17 protein-coding genes are annotated in these 17,922 nt (G+C 70.7%); 11 read left to right on the forward strand and 6 right to left on the reverse strand.

Going from position 1 to position 17,922, the window contains the following annotated elements; genetic code table 11:
* The 5 genes from IMZ11_RS39525 to IMZ11_RS39545 all read right to left on the reverse strand — a co-directional run.
* On the reverse strand, positions 1-525 hold a 525-nt coding region (locus IMZ11_RS39525; protein ID WP_228648174.1), incomplete at its 3' end, for a hypothetical protein.
* A 137-nt stretch (positions 526-662) separates the two neighbouring features.
* Positions 663-1,754, reverse strand: a complete 1,092-nt coding sequence (locus IMZ11_RS39530) for a CdaR family transcriptional regulator (RefSeq protein WP_228648176.1) — start codon at positions 1,752-1,754, stop codon at positions 663-665.
* A complete protein-coding gene (locus IMZ11_RS39535; RefSeq protein WP_228648178.1) occupies positions 1,754-2,554 on the reverse strand; it encodes an ABC transporter permease subunit in 801 nt (266 codons plus the stop codon). The genes IMZ11_RS39530 and IMZ11_RS39535 overlap by 1 nt, the downstream gene beginning before the upstream one ends.
* The gene (locus IMZ11_RS39540; RefSeq protein ID WP_228648180.1) at positions 2,535-3,443 is read right to left on the reverse strand and encodes an ABC transporter ATP-binding protein; all 909 of its coding nucleotides are present in this window, start codon (positions 3,441-3,443) and stop codon (positions 2,535-2,537) included. The genes IMZ11_RS39535 and IMZ11_RS39540 overlap by 20 nt, the downstream gene beginning before the upstream one ends.
* A gap of 42 nt (positions 3,444-3,485) precedes the next feature.
* Positions 3,486-4,433, reverse strand: coding sequence for a cobalamin biosynthesis protein (locus tag IMZ11_RS39545; protein ID WP_374463208.1), 948 nt, complete (start codon positions 4,431-4,433; stop codon positions 3,486-3,488).
* A gap of 165 nt (positions 4,434-4,598) precedes the next feature.
* Between IMZ11_RS39545 and IMZ11_RS39550 the strand changes: the two genes are divergently transcribed.
* On the forward strand, positions 4,599-6,023 hold the full coding sequence (locus tag IMZ11_RS39550; protein ID WP_228648184.1) for a wax ester/triacylglycerol synthase family O-acyltransferase: 1,425 nt from the start codon (positions 4,599-4,601) through the stop codon (positions 6,021-6,023).
* Here IMZ11_RS39550 and IMZ11_RS39555 read toward each other — a convergent pair.
* The gene (locus tag IMZ11_RS39555) at positions 6,020-6,829 is read right to left on the reverse strand and encodes a phosphotransferase (protein ID WP_228648186.1); all 810 of its coding nucleotides are present in this window, start codon (positions 6,827-6,829) and stop codon (positions 6,020-6,022) included. The genes IMZ11_RS39550 and IMZ11_RS39555 overlap by 4 nt on opposite strands.
* A 166-nt stretch (positions 6,830-6,995) precedes the next feature.
* On the opposite strand from IMZ11_RS39555, the gene IMZ11_RS39560 reads away from it, so the two are divergent.
* From IMZ11_RS39560 to IMZ11_RS39605, 10 genes are all read left to right on the forward strand, one after another.
* On the forward strand, positions 6,996-7,931 hold the full coding sequence (locus tag IMZ11_RS39560) for a formylglycine-generating enzyme family protein (protein WP_228648188.1): 936 nt from the start codon (positions 6,996-6,998) through the stop codon (positions 7,929-7,931).
* A 100-nt stretch (positions 7,932-8,031) separates the two neighbouring features.
* Positions 8,032-9,207, forward strand: a complete 1,176-nt coding sequence (locus IMZ11_RS39565) for an ROK family transcriptional regulator (RefSeq protein ID WP_228648190.1) — start codon at positions 8,032-8,034, stop codon at positions 9,205-9,207.
* A gap of 154 nt (positions 9,208-9,361) precedes the next feature.
* Positions 9,362-10,846, forward strand: coding sequence for a sulfatase-like hydrolase/transferase (locus IMZ11_RS39570; RefSeq protein WP_228648192.1), 1,485 nt, complete (start codon positions 9,362-9,364; stop codon positions 10,844-10,846).
* A 142-nt stretch (positions 10,847-10,988) separates the two neighbouring features.
* Complete coding sequence (locus IMZ11_RS39575) at positions 10,989-11,720, forward strand: ABC transporter permease (protein WP_228648194.1); 732 nt, start codon at positions 10,989-10,991, stop codon at positions 11,718-11,720.
* Complete coding sequence (locus IMZ11_RS39580) at positions 11,717-12,511, forward strand: ABC transporter ATP-binding protein (RefSeq protein ID WP_228648196.1); 795 nt, start codon at positions 11,717-11,719, stop codon at positions 12,509-12,511. The genes IMZ11_RS39575 and IMZ11_RS39580 overlap by 4 nt, the downstream gene beginning before the upstream one ends.
* Positions 12,508-13,521: an aliphatic sulfonate ABC transporter substrate-binding protein gene (locus IMZ11_RS39585; protein ID WP_228648198.1), complete on the forward strand. Its 1,014-nt coding sequence runs from the start codon at positions 12,508-12,510 to the stop codon at positions 13,519-13,521. The genes IMZ11_RS39580 and IMZ11_RS39585 overlap by 4 nt, the downstream gene beginning before the upstream one ends.
* A gap of 229 nt (positions 13,522-13,750) precedes the next feature.
* The gene (locus tag IMZ11_RS39590) at positions 13,751-14,512 is read left to right on the forward strand and encodes an MgtC/SapB family protein (RefSeq protein ID WP_308066906.1); all 762 of its coding nucleotides are present in this window, start codon (positions 13,751-13,753) and stop codon (positions 14,510-14,512) included.
* 190 nt (positions 14,513-14,702) lie between these two features.
* Entirely contained in the window at positions 14,703-14,849 is a 147-nt protein-coding gene (locus IMZ11_RS39595) for a hypothetical protein (RefSeq protein WP_228648202.1), read from the forward strand.
* A 16-nt stretch (positions 14,850-14,865) separates the two neighbouring features.
* Entirely contained in the window at positions 14,866-16,068 is a 1,203-nt protein-coding gene (gene fabV / locus IMZ11_RS39600) for an enoyl-[acyl-carrier-protein] reductase FabV (RefSeq protein ID WP_228648204.1), read from the forward strand.
* Positions 16,069-17,072: 1,004 nt separating this feature from the next.
* The gene (locus IMZ11_RS39605; protein ID WP_228648207.1) at positions 17,073-17,825 is read left to right on the forward strand and encodes an HNH endonuclease signature motif containing protein; all 753 of its coding nucleotides are present in this window, start codon (positions 17,073-17,075) and stop codon (positions 17,823-17,825) included.
* The last annotated feature ends 97 nt before the right edge of the window (positions 17,826-17,922 follow it).

Below are 17,922 nucleotides of genomic sequence, written 5' to 3' on the forward strand. Positions count from 1 at the left end.
GGCCGGGGACGTCCCTCGGGGAATCGGGAAAGCCCGGCCGGGGATCGGGGACGGCCTGCCGGGGACCGGGGAGGGCTCCCGCCCCCAGAACACCCGTAGGAAGGTGTCCCGGTTCGCCAGGAACAGCAGCGGCACTCCGCCCATGAGGATGAAGAGCACCGCGCAGACCATGAAACCCCACTCGACGCCGTCGGCGACGTTCAGGGCGGAGTCGAGGAAGGCGTAGCCGAGGCTGAGGAACAGCGCGGGCCATGCCAGGAACGTCAGCCTGGGTCCCACCGGGAGCGTGCTCCAGGCGTAGACACCCAGTCCGGCGATCCCTCCGAAGATCGAGACGGGAACGATCCACCCGATGCCGTCGGGGCAGGGCGTCACGATCTCGTACGGCCCGCCGGAGCCGCAGCTTCCGCCGATCCCCATGACGACGTGGGAGGCGAGGTAGAGCAGGGTGAGGCAGCAGGCCAAGGCGCCCAGCCCGGCGAGCGTCCCGATGGACCGCCGGAGGAGCTGAAGGGGGGTGAGCACGGTCGCATCGTAGGAGCGGCGGGGCCTCTCAGACCAGAGCCGACAGACCAGAACCGGCAGACCGTACTGGCAGACAGTACTTGCAGACCGTACTTGCAGACCGTACTGACAGACCGGAGGCAGTCGGACCGGGGACGTCAGACCAGGGGCCGGTCGGGCCACTCCAGGAGCCGCGCCCCGAGCACCGCCGTCTCCAGCGTGAACCGCTGGGTGGGATCGGCCGGGGAGAAGCCGGTGAGCCTGCGGACCCGCTCCAACCGGTAGGTGACGGCTCGCGTGCTGAGTCCGAGCCGGCGGGCGGCGGCCGTGTGGTTGCCCTGCGACGCGAACACCGCCTCCAGGGTCGAGAGCAACGGCTCGGGACCGCCCCGCGCCTCCGCGAGCGGGCCGAGGACGGTGCCGACCAGGTCCACGATCGCGCCGCGATCTCGCAGCAGCACGGGGAAGACCAGCAGGTCGGCCGCCTTCAGCACCTGGGCGCGCAGGCCGAGGCGGTCGCCGAGCTCGATGGCGCCGACCGCCTCACGGTAGGACGTGACGATGCCGCCGGGACCGTGGTGCGGCCGGCCGACGCCGGCCCGCCACGCCGCCACCGACGACCGGACGTGATGGGTGAACTCCCCCGTCGCCGCCGCCAGCGAGGCGGGCGCGGCGCAGACGAGCATGCCGTCGCGCCCGGCGACGAGGATGTTGTGCGAGCCGAACCGGCTCACCAGCGCCTGCTCGATCCGCCTGATCACGTGGGCGTCCGGAGGGAGCGGCTCGTCCGTCCTGACCACGGTCACGGCGTACGCCTCGGCGAGACGCAGTCCGAAGTGCTCGGCCTGGCGCGCGTCGGCCCGGCCCTGCAGCAGGTCGTCCACGAACTCCCTGCGCGCCTCGCCCTCCCTCGTGATGGCCGTGAGGTGGGCCTCCTCATATCCATCGGCGAACGCCGCGAGGCTGCGCCGTACCGCTCCGAGCACGGCGCCGAGCACCGCGCCGTTCTCCTGGCCGGCCACCGCGGCGCCGTCGGACAGTTGCTCCGCGACGAGGAGGCAGGCGTCGGTGAGGGCGCGCAAGGGGATCCCGCGCTCGGCGGCCAGCGTGCCGCACGCCTTGAGCGCGTCCACCTCCGACCGGTCCGGGAGCCGGCCGGTGGCGATGGAAGCCGTCAGCGCGGAAAGGTACCCGCCGAGCAGGTCGGCGGGTACCCCGGTCGCCTCGCTCACCCGAACGAGAACGTCCATCAGACTCCTACGTCACGCCGATCGAACGCGAGGACGGCCACCAGGAGGAACACGGCCGACGCGCCCAGCAGGACAAGATAATCCCCGACCGGCCACCCCTGATAGACGGGCCTGCCGTCCAGGAAGTAGTGGAACGGGGAGATCCACCGGAGCCAGGAGATCGCGTCCACGCTCTTGCCGAGCGTCTCGACGACGTACCCCGCGACGGCGTAGGCCCCGGTCACGGCCAGCGTGAGCGCCTTGCTGCCGCTGGCCGCGCCGACGGCGAGCGCCAGCGTGCCGAAGAACAGGACCAGCAGGAACAGTCCCGTGTGCGCGGCGACGATGTGCCCGATCGGGACGTTCATGTCCTGCACCGCGGCCATGCCCGCGATCAGGACGAAGGTCACGACCGCGATGCCCAGCAGCCCGAGCGCGAGCGCGGCGAACCGCTCGACCACCAGCCGCCTGCGGCCGATCGGCAGGGTGAGGGTCAGCTCCAGCGTGCCCGACTCCTCCGGCCCGGCGATCGCGCGGTTGCCGAGCACCGCCGCGCACATGATCAGGAGCAGCGGGCCGAACAGCTGGTACGCGATCACCTGGAGGTATCCGGGCCCGCTGGCGAGGTCGGACAGGCCGCCCATGAGGTCCTTGAGCGCGCCCGGATACTTGGCCATCGCGGCGTTCTCGTAGAAGTCGGGATTCTCCGCGATGCTGCCGTAGATGGACAGGTAGAGCATGAGGAACGCGCAGACGCCGACCGTCCAGCCGACGAGCGCCCTGCGGTAGTCGCTCAGCGTCTTACGCACCAGCGTGGGCATGCCGGGCCTCCTCGTCGCTGTAGTAGGCGAGGAAGATCTCCTCGAGGTCGGGTTCCGCGCTGACCATGTGGACCACCGTGAACCGCGCCGCCGCCTTGATCAGCGCGTCGGGGCGACCGTCGATCGTGCAGCGCAGGCCGGCGCCCTCGACGACCAGGTCCCGCACTCCCGGCAGGTTCTCGAACGCCTCCCGGGGGACCGGCGCGTCGAAGTGGAACTCGACCTTCCTGATGGCCCGCTCCCTGAGCGCGCCGACGTCCTCGACCGCGACGAGCCGGCCGGCGCGTACGATCCCGACCCGGTCGGAGACGTGCTCGACCTCGGCCAGCACGTGCGAGGACATCAGGACGCTGCGCCCCTCGCGCTTGACCTCCCGGACCATGGCCAGGAACTCCTGCTGGACGAGGGGGTCGAGGCCGCTCGTGGGCTCGTCCAGGATGAGCAGCTCCGGATCGTGCATGAACGCCTGGATCAGGCCGATCTTCTGCTTGTTGCCCTTGGACAGCTCGCCCATCCGGACCGACAGGTCCGCCTCCAGCCGCTCGGCGAGCTCGTCGATCCGGCCGCGCCGCAGGCCACCCCGTACGGAGGCCATGAACTCCAGGTACGTGCGGGCCTTCTCCCTGCCCTCCAGGGCCAGCTCGCCCGGGAGGTATCCGATCCTGGCCCGCACCCTGCTGTCGCGCGGGTCCAGGCCGAGGACCTCGGCCCGCCCCGACGTCGGCCTGATGACGTCGAGGAGGAGCCGGATCGTCGTCGTCTTACCCGCGCCGTTGGGGCCGAGATATCCGAAGACCTCGCCCGGCTGGATCTCCAGGTCGAGGTCGTGGAGGCCCCGTCGTCTCCCGTAGAACTTGGTCAGTCCTTCGGTTCGCACCACCGCTGTCATGACCGGCATGGTCCTCCCGCGTGCGTGCGGAGGAAATGCCCGTCATCGGATATCTGGCGATGTGTTCCTTTCGCGGTTCCGGCAACGCATGGTCATCCGCGCGGCGACCGCGAGCGCCGCCGCGGCGAAGGACACCGCGCGGGCCAGCCGTACGGCGCGGCGGATGTCCGGGACCGCGGGGCGCGGGCCGTCTCCGAGCTCGGGCCGCTCCTCAAGGCGCCCGCCGTAGTCGTTGACGCCGCCGAGCCGTACGCCGAGGGCGCCCGCGAAGGCGGCCTCGCACCGGCCCGAGTTGGGGCTCGGGTGGCGGTGCCCGTCGCGGCGCAGCGCGGCCAGCGCACGGCGGGGAGAGCCACCGGCGACGGGCGCGAGGGCCGCGGCGAGCAGCCCGGTCAGCCGGGCGGGCACGAGGTTGGCGGCGTCGTCGAGCCGGGCGGACGCCCAGCCGAACCGCTCGTGGCGCGCGGACCGGTGCCCGACCATCGCGTCCAGCGTGTTGACCGCCCGGTAGCCCAGCAGGCCGGGCACCCCCGCCACCGCGCCCCAGAAGAGCGGCGCGACGACGGCGTCGGAGGTGTTCTCCGCGATCGACTCGACGGTCGCCCTGGCCAGCTCCGGCGCGTCCAGTCGGGACGGGTCGCGCCCGCACAGGTGCGGGAGCCGTACGCGGGCGGCGGGCAGGTCGCCGGATTCCAGGGACGCGGCCATGTGCGCGCCCTCACGGCCGAGCGTGGTCCCGCCGAGTACCGCCCAGGTGGCGGCGGCGGTGACGGCGGTACGGGCCACCGGCCGGTGCCGGGTGAGCCGCTCGGCCGCCACCCCGATCCCGGTGACCGCGCCCACGCACAGCGCGGTGAACAGCGCACCGCGTGTCCTCGAATCCGCGTATATCCGTTCTTCCAGTGCCGCGGCGCGGGTGCCGAAGACGGCGACCGGATGCCCTTTCCTGGGGTCGCCCACCAGGGCGTCTACCGCGACCCCGAGTGCCATCCCGGCGGCCGTGTACCTGTCCGTGCGTGTCACCGGGGCATTCTCTCGTGATCGCCGGACCGGCGGGATTCGAGCCGGTTCATGATCCACCCCAGGACGTTCGGCCCTGTCGCCTCGGCATGAGGGCACCCATGGTGGGGGTGGAGGTGATCCGAGGTGAAAGTCATGAACTCACCCGTCACAGGCGCTCGGTACTCCCGCCTGTCCGCCATCGACCGGATGATGCTGCGGGTCGAGCGACCGGCGGTGCCCCAGCACGTCGCCGGGCTCTGCCTGGTGGAGGCACCGCCGTGGCCGGCCGCAGCTGGCGAGCTGGACATGGACGCGATCAGGGATCGTCTCGAACGGCGCCTGGTCCGGGTTCCCGAGCTGCGACGGGTGCTGCGACGGGCGCCCCTGCTGTGCGGGCCGCCGCTCTGGGTGGACGACCCCGGATTCTCGATCGAGCACCATGTGCACGCCATGCCCGTGCCGGCACCTGGTGACGAGACCGCTCTTCTGGAGACCGCCGAGCGGCTGTTACGCGACCGATTCGACCGTTCGCGACCGCTGTGGGACCTGTGGTTGTTGACCGGCCTGGAAAACGGCCGTGTCGGCCTGCTCTTCAGGGTCCACCATGCGCTCACCGACGGCCTGGCGGCGATCGCGCTGGTCAGCGCCCTCCTGGACCTGGAAGCCGGCGCCGCCGACCCGCCGCCGACCGTCTGGCGGCCCGCACCGGCGCCTTCGGGCTGGGCGCTCTTATGTGGCAACGCGCGGGATCGGCTGTCGGCGCTCGGTTCGGTTCTCGTTCACCCCATGCGTACGGCGCGGTCGCTCGCCCCCACGGTGGGCTTCGTGACGCGCCTGCTGCCCGACCTCAACGCCGCTCCTCGGACCTCGCTCAACGCACCGATCGGAACCGGCCGTCGACTCGGTGTCCTACGGCTCGACCTGAAGACCGCAAGGGAGGTGGCGCACGCGCATGGGGCCACGGTCAACGACCTGATCCTGACCATCGTCATGGGAGGCGTGCGTGAGCTCATGCTCGGGCGCGGCGAGTCCGTCACCGGTCTTGAGTTGGTGGTCGTGGTCCCGGCGACGATACGGAACCCGGCCGAGGCCCGCGAGTTGGGCAACGCGGTGGGCGCGCTGTCCTGCCGCCTGCCGGCCGGGGAACCGGACAGCGCCCGGCGCCTGGACCTGGTCGCCGCAGCGACCCGGGACGCCAAGGCGACGCAGCACCTGTCCCGGCAGATCTCGACCCTGATGTACGGCCTGCTCGGCTGGCTCTCGGTGCTGGGACTCCCTATGGAGAACCACCAGCGGTCGATCAACCTCCAGGTCTCGAACCTCCCCGGACCGGAGGTTCCGCTCTACCTCCTCGGCGCCCGCATCGAGGACGTGATGCCGATCACGGCGCTCACCGGCAACCTGACCCTGACGGTGGCCGCGCTCTCCTACCATGGGCGGCTCAACCTGACGGTGATCGCCGATCGCCGGAGGTGCCCGGACGTGGACGTCCTCATCGCCGGGATGCGGCGGTCGTGGGCGGAGATGGAGCCGGAGGCTCACCACGCCCCGACGAGAGTGCCGGACGATTCGTCCTAGACGAGGTGGCGGCGGAGTTCGTCCTCGTGGGCGTCGAGCCAGGCGCACGCCCTCCGGATGCGCTCCCCCGCGCCCCCGGCCCATCTGCGCGCCCAGTCGCCGCCGAGCGTCTGGGCGCGGGCACGGGTGGCGACGTACGAGCGACCGAACCTGGTCCGCGCGGTGTCCACCAGCCGCAGCCGATCCCGTACGGGAAGGCCGTACGCGTCGCAGAAGAGCCGCATCCTGGCTCCGACGTCCAGCGTGCGCTGGAGCGGGTCGCGGTCGATCGGATCGGCGATCGGCGCCCAGTGCCGCAGGGTCGTGACCACGTCGAACAGCCGGGTCGTCGGCCGGGCCAGGTCGAAGTCGATCAGCGCGTACGGAAGCATCCGGCCCGACGGCCCGGCCCGGAAGACGACGTTCTCCGGAGTGACGTCGCAGTGGCCGACCAGTTCGGGGCGCTCGTCCACCTGGGATCCCTGCTCCCACACCGCGCCCGGCGGAGGGGTGAAGCTCTCGGCCGCGTCGTGGAACCGGCGCAGCAGGCCGGCCAGCGCGGCCAGGGTCTCGTCGGACACCGCCCACGCGGGCAGCGGCCGGGTGGCCGTCTCGCCCTCGACGAAGGTGAGGATCTCCCGGTCTCGCCCGTCGACGCCGAGCACACGCGGCGCCCCCTCGAACCCCACGGCTTCCAGGTGCGCGAGCAGCGCGTGCACCGAAGGAGAGGACGCTCCCATGCAGCGTCGCACGGTGGCCCCTACCCGGACGATCCTCTCCTCATCGGTCTCGAAGGCGATCTCGACAGGGGCCGTCCGGACGAACATAGCCACCGAGGCTAGTCCTACCAATCCCGTCGTGTACCGGTTTTCGGCACGAACATCGGGTGGCCGGTGGTCGTCCGCATGGTGCCGAACCGGCGATCACACGTCCCCTTCACCGACGTTGGGATAATGTCAACAAGTCGGACATTTAACGTGGGACTGTGAGCTGATGACCGAGCACTGCTGCGCGCCTGGCCGTACCGCGGAAGAGCGGGAGGAACCACGAACGGTCGCCCTCTCGCCCGCGCCGCGCCGGGTGAGCGGGCTGGTCGCCCTGGACGGCGGGACATTCCGGATGGGGACGGACGACCGCGAGGGTTTCCCCACGGACGGCGAAGGCCCGGTCCGCGCGGTGACGGTGCGGCCGTTCCGCCTGGCGCGCACCGCGGTGACGAACGCCCAGTTCGCGGCGTTCGTCAAGGCCACCGGGTACGTCACGGAGGCCGAGCGGTTCGGCTGGTCCTACGTGTTCCACCTGCTCGCGCCGGGGAACGCCCGCCGCCACGCTCCCTCCCCGGAAGGGACACCGTGGTGGCTGGCGATCGAGGGCGCCGCCTGGCACGCGCCGCAGGGGCCGGGCAGCACGATCGACGACCGCAGGGAGCACCCGGTCGTGCACGTGTCATGGGAGGACGCGCGCGCCTACTGCGCCTGGGCGGGCGGGCGGCTGCCCACCGAGGCCGAGTGGGAGTACGCCGCCCGGGGCGGCCTGGACCAGGCGCGCTACCCGTGGGGCGACGAGCTCACGCCGCGCGGGCAGCACCGTTGCAACATCTGGCAGGGGCGCTTCCCCACGCACAACACCGAAGAGGACGGCCATCTCGGCACCGCTCCGGTCAAGACCTACCGGCCCAACGGGTACGGGCTGTACAACATGGTGGGCAACGTGTGGGAGTGGTGCGCGGACTGGTTCGCCACCGACCACCTCTCCCGCCCGCTCGACGATCCGCGCGGACCGGAGACGGGGACCGCGCGGGTGTTGCGCGGAGGCTCGTACCTGTGCCATGACTCCTACTGCAACCGGTATCGCGTGGCCGCGCGGAGCGCGAACACCCCGGACAGCAGTTCGGGGAACACCGGCTTCCGGATCGCGGCCGATCTTTGATCCGGAGGCGTGACGGAGCAGACGAGCCGCCCCGAACGACCCGAACGACCCGAACGACCCGAACGAGCATGGACACCACGGACGAGTGAGCACCGGACACGTGAGCACGGACAAGCCCGCCGACGCGCTGCGGCGGCTCCGCCGCGCGCACGAGGACGCCGTCCTCGCCACGCTGCGCTCGGCCGGTGCGCTGAGCCGCGCCCAGCTCGTCCAGCAGACCGGGCTGTCGCGCACCACTCTGTTCGCGATCATCTCCGACCTGATGGAACGCGGAGCGGTGGTGGAGATCGACGCCCCGGCCACCGAGCCGCGCGGCCGGGGACGTCCCGCCGCGCTCGTCGCCCTGAACCCCGACGCGGGCCTGTTCATCGGGGTCGATCTCGGCCGCAGGCGGGTGCGGCTCGCGGTCGCCAACGTCGCGCACGAGGTCATCGTGACCGGCATGGACGACATCCCCGCGGGCGCGGGCGCGGAGCGCCAGGCCGAGGCCGCGGTACGGCTGATCAGGAGGGTGGGCGAGGAGCACAGCGTACGGCTCAGCGCCCTGGAGGCGGTCGGCCTCGGCCTCTTCGGCATCGTGGACGACCCGTCGCTCCCGGCCAGCACCGTCCCCGCCCGGTACGCGCCGATCACGCGGCTGATCTCGGAGGAGTTCGGCGTACGGGTGGCGGTGGACAACAACGCGCGGCTGGCCGCGCTGGCCGAGAACACCTGGGGAGCCGCGCGGTCGGTCGGCGACATGGTCTACGCGCGCTGGTCGGTCGGCGTGGGCGGCGGCTTCATCGTGGGCGGCCGCCTGCTGCGCGGCGCGCACGGGGCGGCGGGCGAGATCGGCCACGTCTCCCTGGACCCCGAGGGCCCGGAGTGCCACTGCGGCGGGCGCGGCTGCCTGGAACGCCGGATCGGCAGCCCGGCGCTGCTGGAGGCCTGCGCCGCGCGCGGCGTCGCCGTATCCAGCCTGGACGAGCTGATCGCGGCGGCCCAGGACCGGGTGCCCACGGTGTGCTCGGTCATCTCGGACGCGGCGGCCGACCTGGGGCGGATCCTGGCCGACACCGTCATCCAGCTCGACCCCGAGCGCATCGTCGTCGGCGGCGAGTTCGCCGCGCTCGGCAGCCTGGTGCTGGATCCGATCCGCGCGGCGATCGACCGGCTGGCGCTGCCGAACGCCCGCCGCCGCATCGAGGTGTCGCCCGCCGATCTCGGCGTGAACGCGTCCGCGATGGGCGCCATCGCCTTCCTCCTGAACGAGGAGCCCGCGCGCCCGCGCCTCTGACCGCCTCCCCCCGGTCATTTCTCCACGTTTCGGAAGAAGTGGCCTGCTCAACATAGCCTGTAATCCGGTCAAAGGATCAAGAATCCCCCCTTGCCAGCGCTGAGGCGGACCATTAACGTCAACCCTCAGGAAAAAATGCCCGATCGGAGAGCGAGTGTCCGCACGCAACGTCCTGTTCCTGATGACCGACCAGCACCGGGTCGACACTCTGGGCTGCTACGGCAACCCTCTGGCGCGCACCCCCGCCCTGGACGGTCTGGCCGCCGAGGGCACCCGGTTCGACCGCTTCTACACGCCGACCGCGATCTGCACCCCGGCGCGCGCCTCCCTGTTCACCGGCCTGCACCCGTTCCGGCACGGCCTGCTGGTCAACCCCGAGCGCAACGGCGGCGCCCGTGACGAGGTCGCCGACGAGCACCCCGTCCTGGCCGCGCCGCTGCTGGACGCGGGCTACAACATGGGCCATGTCGGCAAGTGGCACATCGGCCGCGAGCGCGGCCCCGAGTTCTACCGGATGGACGGCGAGCACCTGCCCGGCGCGCTCAACCCGTTCCACCACCCCTCCTACGAGCGATGGCTGGAGGAGAACGGCCACCCGCCGTTCGCCGTACGCGACGCGATCTTCGGCAAGGCGCCCAACGAATCCGGGCGCGGCCATCTGATCGCCGGTCGGTTGCGGCAGCCGGTCGAGGCCACGGTCGAGGCGTTCCTGGCCGAGCGGACGCTCGACCTCCTGGAGCGCTACGCCCGCGACTTCCACGACAGCGGCCGCCGTTTCGTGCTCTCCTGCCACTGGTACGGCCCGCACCTGCCGTATCTGATCCCGGACGAGTACTACGACATGTACGACCCCGAGCAGGTACCGCTGCCGGCCTCCATGGCCGAGACGTTCGCCGGCAAGCCGGACGTACAGCGGCGCTACGCGGAGTACTGGTCGGCCGACCACTTCGACGCGGACGCCTGGCGCAAGCTGATCGCGGTCTACTGGGGCTACGTCACGATGATCGACGACCAGATCGGGCGCCTGCTCACCGCGCTGCGCGAGCTGGGCCTCTGGGACGACACCGCCGTGATGTTCACCGCCGACCACGGCGAGTTCACCGGCGCGCACCGGCTCAACGACAAGGGCCCGGCGATGTATGAGGACATCTATCGCATCCCAGGCATCGTGCGCGTGCCCGGCGCCCCGGCCCAGGCGGTCGACGAGTTCGTCACACTGATCGACCTCAACCCGACGATCCTGGAGCTCGCCGGGCTGCCCGCGCAGAGCCCCTGCGACGGCCGGAGCCTGCTCCCGCTGATCCACGGCGAGCGGCCGGACTGGCCGCAGGAGGTGGTCGCCGAGTTCCACGGCCACCACTTCCCCTACTCCCAGCGGATGATCAGGGACCGCCGGTACAAGCTGGTGTTCAACCCGGAGAGCGTGCACGAGCTCTACGACCTGGAGACCGACCCGCACGAACTGCACAACGTCTACACCGCCCCGTCCTACGCGGACGTACGGCGGGACATGACCACGCGGCTGTACCGGGAGCTGCTGCGGAGGGGCGATCCGGCCTACACGTGGATGAGCTACATGGCCGACATCGGGGGCGGCCGCGCCGCCGACGTCGACGGCGTGGCCGACGAGGTGGCCTGACATGGCCGAACACGCAGCCGAACACGCAGCCGAACACGCAGCCGAGCACACAGCCGGAAGCACCGCGGGCGACACCGGAAACGCAACCGGAGGCACAGCCGGGAGCAGGGCCGGGAGCAGAGCAGGGAAACGCCGCTCCACGGTGCCGCTCACGATCGGGTCGGGCCTGCTCGGGCTGGCCGTCTGGGTGCTGCTCGCGAACAGCGGCATCCAGGGTTTCCCCGGTCCGCTGGAGGTCGCCGAGCGCGCCGTGACGTCGATCGGCGACGGCACGCTGTTCGGGGACCTGTTCGCCAGCCTCCGCCGGGTGCTCACCGGGTTCGTGCTCGGGGTCGCGCTGGCGGTGCCGGTCGGATTCCTGATGGGCTGGTATCCCCCGGTCCGGGGCCTGATCGAACCGTGGTTGCAGTTCTTCCGCATGGTGCCGCCGCTGGCGATCATCCCGCTGGCGATCGTGCTCATGGGCATCGGCGAGACGCCGAAGATCTTCGTGATCTTCCTGGCCTCGTTCCTGTCGTCGGTCGTCTCGACCTTCCAGGGCGTGGTCTCCGTGGACTCGACGCTGATCAACGCGGCCCGGGTGCTCGGCGCGAAGGACGGCAGGGTCTTCACCGGGGTCGTGGTCCCCGCGTCCACGCCGTTCATCCTCGTCGGCATGCGCATCGGCCTCGGCGCCTCCTGGGCCACGGTCGTCGCCGCCGAGCTGATCGCCGCCCAGGAGGGGCTGGGTTACCGGATGCAGCAGGCCCAGCTGTACTACGACCTGCCGACGATCTTCGTCCAGCTGATCGTCATCGGTCTCGTCGGCCTCCTGATGGACCGCCTGCTGCTGCTCGCCGAACGCCGCCTGACGAGCTGGCAGGAACGGAGATGAGCCCAGTGACTCCCAAGATCGAGTTTCGCGACGTCTCGCACGGCTTCGACCTCGGCGGCGAGACGTTCGCCGCCCTGGACCACGTCAGCCTGGACATCGCCGACGGGGAGTTCGTCACCGTCGTCGGCCCCTCCGGCTGCGGCAAGAGCACTCTCATGAACATCGCGGCCGGGCTGCTCGAACCCCGCGACGGCCAGGTCCTCGTGGACGGGCGGGCGGTGCACGGCCCGAGCCCGCAGCGCGGCGTCATCTTCCAGCAGTACGCGCTCTTCCCGTGGATGACCGTGCGCAAGAACGTCGAGTTCGGGCTGAAGATCGCCGGGGTCGGCGCCGAGGAGCGTCGCCGTACGGCGGAGCGGTTCATCGACATGGTCGGCCTGTCCGACTTCGCCGACGCGCTGCCGAAGACCCTGTCCGGCGGGATGAAGCAGCGCTGCGCCATCGCCAGGGCGTACGCGGTCGATCCCACGATCCTGCTGATGGACGAGCCGTTCGGCGCCCTCGACGCGCTCACCCGGGTGCAGCTCCAGGACCGGCTCCTGGACACCTGGAGCCGGGAGCGGCGCACGGTGCTGTTCATCACACACGACGTCGACGAGGCGGTCTACCTGGCCAACCGGGTGATCGTCATGGCCGCGCGGCCGGGCCGCGTGCACCGCGTGATCGACGTCGACCTGCCCTATCCGCGTACGGAGGACATGCGCCTGTCGCCGGAGTTCGCCGAGCTCAGGCGGGAAGTCTGGCACTCCGTCTACCACCAGCCCTCCCCCATCGAAAGGACGTCGCCGTGAAGCGACCTCGCCGGCTGATCGCGGCCTTCGGCGCCGCCGTGGCCCTCCTCCTCCCCGTCACGGCCTGCGGCGGCTCGTCCTCGGACTCCGCCGAGGGCGCGACCGAGGTCACCTTCGGCTACATCGCCGACTTCTCCGGCGTGGCGTCCCTCGCCGCCGCCGACAAGCTGGGCCTGTGGAAGAAGCAGGGCCTCACGCCCAGCCTGAAGGCGTTCACCAACGGGCCGCTGCAGATCCAGGCGCTCGGCGCGGGCGACCTCGACTTCGGCTACATCGGCTCGGGTGCCACCTGGTTGCCCGCCTCCGGCAAGGCGAAGATCATCTCGGTCAACATGCTCGGCCAGGCCGACCGGGTCATCACCCGCCCCGGCTCCGGCATCACCTCGATCGCCGAGCTGAAGGGCAAGAAGGTCGGCGTTCCCGAGGGCACGTCCGGTGACATGATCCTCCAGCTCGCCCTCAAGGAGGCCGGGCTCGCGCCGACGGACGTCCAGAAGGTCTCCATGGACGCGAGCACGGTGGTCACCGCGTTCTCGTCCGGTCAGGTCGACGCCGCCGCCATCTGGTACCCGCTGATCGACACCATCAAGAAGAACGTCCCCGACCTGGTCGAGCTGACCAAGAGCGAGGACTTCTATCCCAAGCTCAGTTTCCCGAGCTCCTTCGTCGCGCGGAACGAACTGGTCAAGGACCAGCCGGAGACGGTCACCAAGGTGCTCAAGGTTCTCCAGGAGGCCAACGACTGGGTGGCCGCCAACACCGCCGAGGCGGAGCAGCTGTCGGCGTCCTTCCTGAAGGCGCCGGCCGAGCAGTTCAAGGGCGCCTCCGCCGTCACCAAGATCCTGACGACGGCGGACCTCGCGAAGTTCAGCGCCGACGGCACCGTCGCCGGCTGGTACAAGGGGCTGGCCGACATCTTCGTCACCATGGGCAAGATCACGGAGTCTCCCGACCCCGCCACCTACTACACCGCCGACCTCTACCAGGCCGCGGCGGGCGGCGGAAAGTAGCCGTCGGGCACGGCGAGCGAACCGCCGCGGGCCGGTCTCCCTCGGGGGGCCGGCCCTGCGCGTGTTCCCGGACCTCCCCGGCAGACCGGCCCGCCGGATGACCGCGTCCTCGCCCCGGGAACCGGCACAGGGGGGTGAATCGAACTCCCCTCCCGAACATCACCGTCCGTGATCGGCGGATCTCCAGATTTCCGGACTGTCCCGCCCCTACGTGGGTAGCATGGTGAAGGTGTTTGTCCTGTCATCCGGTCAAGGCCTCCCCCAGTTAGGCGAACTCGCCCTGGCCATCGTGCTGTCCGCCGCCATCGGCCTCGAACGCGAGCTGCGTTTCAAGAACGCCGGGCTGCGCACCCACGCCCTGGTCGGCCTCGGCTCCGCGCTGTTCATGCTGGTCGGCAAGTACGGCTTCTCCGACGTGCTGGGAGAACACGTCTCCCTCGATCCCTCACGCGTCGCCGCCCAGGTCGTCTCGGGCATCGGGTTCATCGGCGGCGGCCTCATCTTCGTCCGGCGCGACGCCGTACGCGGGCTGACCACCGCCGCCGTGGTCTGGGTGACCGCGGCGATCGGCATGGCCTGCGGCGCTGGCCTGCCCGTCCTCGCGGTCGCGGTCACCGCCGGTCACTTCCTCGTCATTCTGGGCCTCAACCTCGTCACCCGTCGCCTTCCCGCCGGCGGCGACAACGCGTCCTACCTGCGCCTGGTGTACGTGGACGGGACCGGCACGCTGCGCGACGCGCTCGTGGCGTGTACGCGGCGCGGTTTCGCGGTGACCGAGGTCGCCGCCGAGAGAGCGATCCACGGCGACATCGCGGACCTCGGCCGGGCGGACGGCCGGGAGCGGGCCGAGCCCGGTCCTCCGGGGGGACGCACGGTCTCGGTCACTCTCGGGCTGCGCGGCACGGGCTCGATCACCGACCTCACGGCGGAGCTGAGCGAACTGCCCTCCGTGCTCGCGGTGAACTCCGGCGACGGCGTCGACCACGACTAGGATCTCACCCGAACCGGCGCCCGTACCGACGTGGCACCCGCCGGAGGCGGAATCTCGGCCGGACCGGCATGGTCTGCGGGACGGCCACATGCCCGGGAAGGGACAACGCGTGGATGACGTCGCCTGCAGAGGCCCCCGGGTGTGAGCCGCCGTGTGAAGATCCGCGTCTGAATTCGCCGGACGCCTCGGCGTGGTCAGCCTTGACCTGCTGGAACTGGTCGAGATCCTGGAGCAGCGAGTCCGGGTGACCACCCCGGACGAGGACACCGGGCAGATATCGGCCCTCGCCGAGCTCACGCCCGCGATCCATCGGCTCCCCGGTTCCGGCAGCCCATGACACAGAAAGGCAAACGATGACCGCACGACTCATTCAGCCATCCGGGCGCGGTTTCCTGCTGTTCGACGCCCATCCCGGGGGATGCGCACGGATCGTCACCGACATGGCGGCACAGGTTCGACCGGTGACGCGATCGGGTGAGAGGGAACGACCGGTCGCCCTGATCATCGGTTCCTCCGCCGGTTACGGACTGGCCGCCACAGTCGCGGGCATCGCCCGGTACGGCGTTCAAGGGGTGGGCCTGTGCTTCGAGCGTCCGCCGACCACGCGCCGGACGGCGACGGCGGGGTGGTACCGCACCATCGCCACGGCCACGCTCGCGCAGGAGGCCGGGAGCGATTTCGCGTTCGTCAACGGGGACGCCTTCACCGACGCCACCAAGGACGACGTGCTCGACCTGGTGTCCAAGCGGTTCGGAGGCATCGACTATCTGATCTACAGCGTGGCCGCGCCACGCCGCACCGACCCGGTCACGGGCGCGCTACATCAGTCGGTGATCCAGCCGATCGGGGCCGAGAACATCACCAAGACACTCGAATTCGACGGCGACGGGACACCGCACCTGAAGGAGATCCGAGTTCAGCCCGCGACAGATGCGGAGACGGCGGACACGGTCAAGGTCATGGGCGGTGAAGACTGGGCGCGCTGGGTCGACGCACTGGAGGCGCGCGGTCTGATCCGGCCGGGCTTCACCACTGTGGCCCTGTCCTACATCGGTTCGCATCTCACCTCGGCCATCTACCGGGCCGGGACCATCGGGGCGGCCAAACTGCATCTTGAGAGGACGGCATCCGTCCTCGGGGACCGGTTGGGCGCCTACGGGGGTCGTGCCTTGACCTCGGTCAACGGTGCGGCGGTCACCCAGGCGTCTACGGCCATCCCCGGCATCGCCCTGTACGTGAGCCTGCTGCGGGGTGCTCTCGGTGAGGGCATGTCGTCGCCGCTCGCGCAGTCCGTCGACCTGTGGGACCAGCTCATCGGGACCGCCCCGCTCGATACCGACGAACAGGGCCGTATCCGCCTCGACCGCTGGGAGTTGGGCGAGGCGGCGCAGACGGCGGTGACCGAACGGTGGGAGGCGGCGACCCCCGACACCATCGGGGACCTCGCCGACACCGGCTGGTTCCGGGACGAGGTCCGGCGGCTGTACGGCTTCGAGGTGCCGGGCGTGGACTACTCCGTTCCGTGCGAGCCCGATCTTCCCTGGCCCGCCGTCTGATCGTGTGGCGCCGCCGGTGCGGGACCCGCCACGTGGGCCGGTCCCACCCGATCAGGAGGACGCGTGATCGCCGAGTGACCGCGTCCAGCGGTGTGAGCCGCGCATTCGACCCGCCGCCCCTATGCGGAACGCAATACCCGATACCAGGCGGCGGATCGGCTCTACCTGGGCGGACGATCAGCCTTGCCACCCTGTGGATACCGCGGCGATCCACCGAGCCGGATGTGCGCCTGCGTGTCGAACACGGTCGGCGGCCGATATGTCCGCTGAACAGATGGCTCGACGGTGTTGACCTGAACACCTGGGAGCCGGACCGCTCCTTCCGACTGGTTTGCCGCCACGCACCGTCGGCGTCGGCGTCGGCGTCGGCGTTGCCTGAAGTCCGGACTGCGTGAGCGCTCGTGCACGTTGGTCATCGAACATTAACGCCAATACTTCTATCACAAATAGTACATATGCGACTACATTGAGTTGCTAATCGAACGTACGAGCGATACTCTTGCGGAGGATCAACGGTCGGAGCGTGAGGGGAGGCGCGTCCTGATGAGGGTTTCGGGTGGCGTTCTCCTGTCACGCCGATCCGATGATTCACCTTCCGTGCGTTCATGCGGGTCGCCGTCGGCCTTCACCCGATGGGGAGCACACGGGCGGCACAAGCCGCCGGTCGAGTCCCGCCCTTTCGCCGGCGACTCCTACGGCGCCGTGCTGCTCGATCGCGCCCGAACCCGCGCTCGTGCCGGCATGCCTGTTTCGGCTCGGCCCGCCCGCACTCCCAGCGCCATCGCTTCTCCCGATGTCAGCCGTTTCGATTCCATGCGGTCGGCCTTCGCGCGGCTCGATGGGAGGCCGGGTCGGAGTCGGAGCGGTGGGCAGAACAGCGGGCAGAGCGGCGGGCAGAGCGGCAGGCAGGGCGGCGGCGTGCCGTCACCGGACTGGTCCTTGTTCGATTCGATCTCGGACGGCCAGGCCGGTCCTGGGGGCAGCGGGCGGGACGATGCGTTGTCGTGGGCGGGCAGGTCATCTTCGAGACGATCGACCCCAAGGGACAGCTGTCACGGGCGGCGGCCAAAACCGAGCGCCAGCATCTGAGCATCGCCGACACCTCCGATGGCATGGGCCGCCTCAGCGGCCTGCTGGATCCGGAGCTGAAGATGCAGCTGAAGACGTGGCTGGAGCCGCTGGCGGTCAAGACCGACAGCACCGACACGCGCAGCCACGCCCGCCGGATGGCGGACGCGTTGTCCATCCGGTTGTCGGAGGGAGGGCGGCGGACGGTGATGCATGTGTCGGTGACCGAGCAGACGTTGACCGGGGAGTCCGACGAGCCCGCCTACCTGGAGGACGGCACGTCGATCCCGGCGCAGGACGCGCGCAGGATGGCCTACACCGCCGACCTGCGACGGGTGCTGCGGGACGCCCAAGGGATCGTCGTCGACTTCGGTCGTGCGCGCCGCCTGGCCTCGACCGACCAGCGGGAGGCGATCCTGGCGAAGTATCGGACCTGCCGCCGAGAAGGGTGTGACGTTCCCGCCTACCTGGCGGAGGTCGACCATATCGAGCCGTGGTATCCGGGTGGTCGCACCGATCTGGCGAATCTGGCGCCGTTGTGCGGGGCGGACAACAAGTGGAAGTCGCGTCATCCGGATCGGGTGGAGGTGATCGATCAAGGTGATGGGACGGTGTCAATGCGGTTCCACCGCTATGCGAAGCTGGCGTACCGGCGGCGACAGCCGACGCCGTGGGTGGCCAGACGGTGATCGATCACGCCTGGTCCGGGTCTACCAGCCTGCTGGAGGGGGTGGCCCTGCAGTGCGCCGGACGTCCACGGTCCGGCCCCTCCACCCGCCCACACCC

It is taken from the genome of Microtetraspora sp. AC03309 (assembly GCF_020826795.1).
Taxonomy (GTDB): Bacteria; Actinomycetota; Actinomycetes; order Streptosporangiales; family Streptosporangiaceae; genus Microtetraspora; species Microtetraspora glauca.

Bases quoted from the DNA above. Each gene is read 5' to 3' on its own strand.
- IMZ11_RS39545 (WP_374463208.1), bottom strand. From the start codon at position 4,433: ATGGCACTCGGGGTCGCGGTAGACGCCCTGGTGGGCGACCCCAGGAAA.
- IMZ11_RS39580 (WP_228648196.1), top strand. From the start codon at position 11,717: ATGAGCCCAGTGACTCCCAAGATCGAGTTTCGCGACGTCTCGCACGGC.
- IMZ11_RS39560 (WP_228648188.1), top strand. From the start codon at position 6,996: ATGACCGAGCACTGCTGCGCGCCTGGCCGTACCGCGGAAGAGCGGGAG.
- fabV (WP_228648204.1), top strand. From the start codon at position 14,866: ATGACCGCACGACTCATTCAGCCATCCGGGCGCGGTTTCCTGCTGTTC.
- IMZ11_RS39555 (WP_228648186.1), bottom strand. From the start codon at position 6,829: ATGTTCGTCCGGACGGCCCCTGTCGAGATCGCCTTCGAGACCGATGAG.
- IMZ11_RS39540 (WP_228648180.1), bottom strand. From the start codon at position 3,443: ATGACAGCGGTGGTGCGAACCGAAGGACTGACCAAGTTCTACGGGAGA.
- IMZ11_RS39550 (WP_228648184.1), top strand. From the start codon at position 4,599: ATGAACTCACCCGTCACAGGCGCTCGGTACTCCCGCCTGTCCGCCATC.
- IMZ11_RS39535 (WP_228648178.1), bottom strand. From the start codon at position 2,554: ATGCCCACGCTGGTGCGTAAGACGCTGAGCGACTACCGCAGGGCGCTC.
- IMZ11_RS39530 (WP_228648176.1), bottom strand. From the start codon at position 1,754: ATGGACGTTCTCGTTCGGGTGAGCGAGGCGACCGGGGTACCCGCCGAC.